This is a genomic window from Actinacidiphila oryziradicis, assembly GCF_005047355.1.
Lineage (GTDB): Bacteria > Actinomycetota > Actinomycetes > Streptomycetales > Streptomycetaceae > Actinacidiphila > Actinacidiphila oryziradicis.
The window spans coordinates 1-4,779 of record NZ_SUMC01000233.1; the positions used below are offsets into that span (position 1 = coordinate 1).

At 67.4% G+C, this 4,779-nt stretch carries 6 protein-coding genes; 4 read left to right on the top strand and 2 right to left on the bottom strand.

Annotated elements, in window-relative coordinates:
• The 3 genes from FCI23_RS57925 to FCI23_RS54045 form a co-directional block, all read left to right on the top strand.
• Positions 1–237 (top strand): hypothetical protein (locus FCI23_RS57925; protein WP_169317464.1); only part of this gene is annotated, 237 nt, incomplete at its 5' end.
• Positions 238–485: 248 nt separating this feature from the next.
• Positions 486–785: a hypothetical protein gene (locus FCI23_RS54040; RefSeq protein WP_136731534.1), complete on the top strand. Its 300-nt coding sequence runs from the start codon at positions 486–488 to the stop codon at positions 783–785.
• Positions 782–1,567 (top strand): SAM-dependent methyltransferase, encoded by a 786-nt coding sequence (locus FCI23_RS54045; protein ID WP_136731535.1) that lies wholly within the window; start codon positions 782–784, stop codon positions 1,565–1,567. Before FCI23_RS54040 ends, FCI23_RS54045 begins: the two co-directional genes overlap by 4 nt.
• Positions 1,568–1,958: 391 nt before the next feature.
• On the opposite strand, the gene FCI23_RS54050 is transcribed toward FCI23_RS54045, so the two are convergent.
• A complete protein-coding gene (locus tag FCI23_RS54050) occupies positions 1,959–2,546 on the bottom strand; it encodes a hypothetical protein (protein ID WP_136731536.1) in 588 nt (195 codons plus the stop codon).
• Between the two features lie 171 nt (positions 2,547–2,717).
• On the opposite strand from FCI23_RS54050, the gene FCI23_RS54055 reads away from it, so the two are divergent.
• The gene (locus FCI23_RS54055) at positions 2,718–3,137 is read left to right on the top strand and encodes a hypothetical protein (RefSeq protein ID WP_136731537.1); all 420 of its coding nucleotides are present in this window, start codon (positions 2,718–2,720) and stop codon (positions 3,135–3,137) included.
• Between the two features lie 261 nt (positions 3,138–3,398).
• Here the strand turns inward: FCI23_RS54055 and FCI23_RS54060 are convergent, their stop codons facing one another.
• Positions 3,399–4,604 (bottom strand): protein kinase domain-containing protein, encoded by a 1,206-nt coding sequence (locus FCI23_RS54060; RefSeq protein WP_265737863.1) that lies wholly within the window; start codon positions 4,602–4,604, stop codon positions 3,399–3,401.
• Between the last annotated feature and the right edge of the window lie 175 nt (positions 4,605–4,779).

Sequence of the window (4,779 nt, forward strand, 5' to 3'; positions counted from 1 at the left end):
AAGGTGGAGAACGCCGCCCGGGACAAGATCTACGAGGCGCAAAGGGCACACCGGTTCAAGTACCCGGTGTACGGTATCGGGCTGTCCCCTGTCGGCGACGGCATCCAGGCCGCCGTAGAAGCCAAGGCGGCCGCCGACCTGGAGTTCGTCAAGGCGCTGCAGAATGCAGCAGGAAATGTCCACGCGAAGATCGTGCCAGGCGGCAAGGCCATTCCCGAGGTGGCGATTGGACCCTGACGGGTCCCGTACGGACTCCTTCAGCATAGGTGGGCCGAGGAGGGCCAGATGAGGCAAAGAACCGTTCATCGCTCTGGTTCGGCCTCGGCGTTCGGGTCACGCAGGGGCCGCAGATCCTGGTCGTTGTAGGACTCTGTCGCCCGATCCGGCCGACCTGCCGAAACCTACCGGCGGCTAACGGTGAACGTGCTGGTGAGGCTGATCGAATCGGCCCTCACTGCGGATCGGGGCGACAGAGTCCTACAGAGTTGGAACTGTCGCCTCACGTCATCCCGGAGACCGAAGTCGTGGTGGGGATCGAGACCGGCGGCGAAGCCGTCCATGCGATCCTGCGGCACGGCACGTTCGAGATCCGCCGCGGAACAGCCCCGGATGCCGATATCACGCTGTCCGGGCAAGCGACGCTCGTCGGTGCGGTCCTGTCCGGCTATCTGACCCCGGAACAGGCCGCAGACCTCGGCCTGGGGATCGTCGGCCCACCGTCGCTACTCACCGACCTCCTGCACTCCACCGCTCATCCCTCGCTTCGATCAGGAGCAACGTCATGACCTACACCGAAACAGATCTGGTCGCATCGATGGAGCGTCTCGCCGGCGATGGCTTGGCCGCGCTGACGCAGGAGCAGTGGGATCAGTTCGACCAGTTCCATGCCGGCGGATCCGAAGCCGTCGAGCGGGTGCTGCCCAGCCTGCACCTGGCACCGGGGATGACCGTGCTGGACGTCGGCTCCGGACTCGGCGGACCGGCACGGCAGGTCGCCCGCAGCAGCGGCTGCACCGTCGTCGGCGTCGACGTCACACCCGCCTACGTCGACGCGGCCCAGGAGCTGACACACACCGCGGGGCTCGCTGAGCAGGTCAGGTTCTTCTGCAGCGACATTGCCGCCTTCGACGGTTCCGAGTTCGACGCCGCCTACACCATGCACGTCCAGATGAACGTCGCCGACAAGAAGACCTACTTCGCCGAGATCGGCCGGCGCCTCCGGCCAGGAGCCCACTTCGCGACCTTCGAGGTCTGCCTCAGCGGCGAGACTCAGCCGACCCCACCGCTACCCTGGTCGCTGGACGGCACCGACAGTTTTCTGGCCACAGCCGACGAGCTGCGCGCCACGATCCAGTCCAGCGGCTTCGAACTCGTCGAATGGGTCGACGAGACCGCATGGGTCCGTCAATGGTTCGAGAACATTGGAGCCCGCATAGGCGGCCGGCGGTACCCAAACCACCCTCCCCGCGCTCCTGACCGACGACTGACTCGCATGCTGAACTTCGCGATCGCCCTCGACACGGGCATCCTGACGATCCACCGCGGCTCGTTCAACCTCGCACCATAAGCATCGGAAGAACGCCAGCTCCGCTCCGTCATCATCACCGACCGACTTTGCCCGTCAGCGCGGGTCAGCCGACCGGAAATCCGTGCCGTCCAGCAGGCCTGGGCCGCAGCCAGCCTCGACACCGCAGCCTGATCAACCAGGCCGGTCAGAACGGCGAAAGCCGAGAGGCAAGGGTGACGGGGCATGTGCGCAGGGGTGCAGAGCTGGGGAGCCGCCCTCACGGGAGAGTGACACCAGCCGCCCGGCATGCCGCCCGTCACCGGTGAGGGCGCCAGATCTACGGTGAACCGGTGCTGCCGGAGTACACCCCTCGGCGGGCCGAACGGCAGATCCTCATATCCGTCCTGGCCTGGGTCCACTTCTGACCCGCGGCCCGCTCACGCGGACCGGGTCAGCACAGGTCCTGGACGGTGACGTTCACCAAGTGGCCGGTCGCCGTGCCCGTCGCGGGTGCCGCCATTGTCGCGGGCGCCGCAGGTGATGCGGAGACGAAGTCCAGGCCGGGCAGTGAGCCGACGGAAGCGGTCAACTGCCAGGGCCCCTTGGCGTAGAAGAACACGTCGTCGACCCCGCCCGTCGACCGCCAGCCCTGGGAGACCAGCCGCGCCAGGCCGACCCGGAGCCGCGCCTCGACCGTCGGCGTGCCCAGTACGGTTTGGCCCACGAGCAGCACCGAACACGGGGACACGCTCTCCGGCACGTCCAGCCGCGTCATGGTCAGTCCCGCGCCGGCCAGCGCGGCCGTCACCTGACGGTCCGCCACCTGCTGGTTCCGTCGCCCCGCCACGGTCGGTTTGTCCTGGCCAGGGGCCGAGCCGCCGGCCGTGATGCGGAACGCACTGGCCGAGATGACCACACGCGTCGGCGTCGGCTTCGCCGCGCTCCCGCCGCCCGTACCTGCGTCGCACCCGGCCACCGCGCCCGTCAGCACGCACGCCGCCGCGACCGCAAGGCCCGCCCGCCCCGCTGCCGTCCCCATGAGCCCCCCCGACCCCCTGGCGGGCCCGGCGGCCCGCGTGATCACCGGCAGTACTGTCTCACGACCGCCAGGCCGTCGCCGCGCCGCCTCTACCGGGCCCGGCGCGCCCCCTGCGCGGGAGCCGATGCGGCGCTGCCCGCCGGCCACACACCCGCCGCTGGGGCCGTGCCCGTGCCAGAGGCCGATGCAGAGCCCGGCCACCCGCTGGCCGAGAAACTGTTCACGCGGCTCCACCGGGTCGCGCACCCGGTGTACGCGGGAACGCTGGCCGCTGCTGTGATCACCGGACTGGACATCGACCGCCTCGCGCAGATCCGCGGTGCCGATCTCGACGAACACGCCTGCGTACTGAAAACCCACGGCCGCACCTCCCACCGTGCCTGCCGGATCCACCCCATACCCGGCTGGGCCCGGCCTCTGCTCCTGGCCGCGGCAGCCCACCACCAACTCAGTGCCCGCCCCGTCGGCGCAGCACTGTTCCCCATGATCACTATGCACGGCGGTAGCGAACTCACCACCCACGCCGACGCCTGTGGAGTGAACCTGGCCGGCCGGGCCGACACCCCGCGCACACGGCAGCCAAGTCGCTGAGCCCCCACCGGTGTAGCCACCGGCCCGCCCACCAGGAGACCAGACACAGCCGTCTCCCCGCCCCGGCCCCTCTATCGACCTACGGCGTGACCGGCCCCTCCGTTGCAGTCTCCACCAAACCGACACGGCACTCCGTCAAAAACGAGAGTCCGGAATCGTCAACATATGAGAGTCCCATCTACGGAAGACCCACAGCTCAAACCCCCGACATTCCACTCCCAACACGATGACGATCCACCACTCCCAAACACCCGCAGATCATCAGGTAGGGGGACACAAGTAGGCGACGACTCCGTCGACAAGCTGATGAAAGAGGTGCTTCGCCGACGGGAGACGGGTTCGACCCCAGTCCGTGTCAGGCCATGAGCGTTCGAGTTGCCAGTTGTTGCCTACCAGCCTCTGAATCTCGCTCATGAACGACACCTCCCTGCCGAAGAAGGCGGCGCCAAGGAGGATCCTCCGACCACCAGGACGGTCCCAGGCAACGGAGGTGAGGTGGCCGTCGATTGCAGACTCTCCGTCAGGGGTCACGGGCAGGTCATAGTCACCGAGCCAGCGTAGTCGTTCCGAATCTCCGTACCGAACCTCACTCGATTCCTTGAATGCCTTGTCGGCAGCCTCAAGCCGCCCGAGCCCTCGGAGCAGGATGCGCCGGGTCTCCTTCTCGTCGCGGACGAGATCGTCGTCCGGCCCCCACCCGCTTCGAAACCCGGTGTTTCGAGTGATGTCGACGTCAGCCGAAGCCAGCCACAGCTCGAGCTCTTCGGCGAAGTCCGCCATCACCAATCGGTCGCGAACGCTGTACCGGGTAGCGGCCTCCAGCACATGCTCAAGGGTGTCCATGGCGTCGTGGTCCCCTTGCCAGTCGACGTTGAGGTCGTACTCGTTGGTGCCGGCGCGGAAGGTTCCCGGCGGTGGGAACTTGTCTGCCGGACGGACGAACACGATGAGCGTCTGGGCTAGCGAGTAGACATCGGCCTGTCGGCCGGGGTCCGTGGGATTCTTCGACCGCATCTCAGGGGCGATGAACCACTGCGGCCCGAACTTTTGCGCCCCCACCGTGACGCCCGGCTCACCCCAGTAGGCGATGCCGAAGTCCGCAAAGACCGGGCCGTCGTCGTACCAGAAGAGGTTGTCGGGCTTGACGTCCCGGTGGTAGATGTCTTGCTCCGCCAAGCGGGACAGCGTGCGAGCAAGGGTGAGCACCCAATTCACGATCTCCTGCAGGGTGCCGGCCTGGTCCACAACGACCTGAAGCATCTCTGCTTTGGGCATGACATACCAGCTCGGATCCTCGCCGGGCTCCACGTCCAGGATCGGGAGCACCCCCTTGGTGCCCGCCCGGGAGAGCTCGCGCATTTGAAGCGCTTCGTTGCGGAATCTCTGACCACGCTCCGATTCGGGCGTGACGGAGCGAAACTTGAGTACCGCATCAAGGCCACCACCGGTTGGACGCGCGAGGCGCACGAAGTGCTTCCTGTCACTCAGCGGTCTGACCCGAATCCGCAGGTAGTGGCCGACGGTCGGTCAGGTTGTTGCCTGTCTGGCCGTCAGGTCCGTTGAGGGGACGTGGGTAGGGGTGTGGCCCGGGTGTCGCGTCGGGTGGGCGGCTTTCCAGGGCGAGTGGTGAGTGGTTTGGCCC

Bases quoted from the DNA above. Each gene is read 5' to 3' on its own strand.
- FCI23_RS54045 (WP_136731535.1), top strand. From the start codon at position 782: ATGACCTACACCGAAACAGATCTGGTCGCATCGATGGAGCGTCTCGCC.
- FCI23_RS54050 (WP_136731536.1), bottom strand. From the start codon at position 2,546: ATGGGGACGGCAGCGGGGCGGGCGGGCCTTGCGGTCGCGGCGGCGTGC.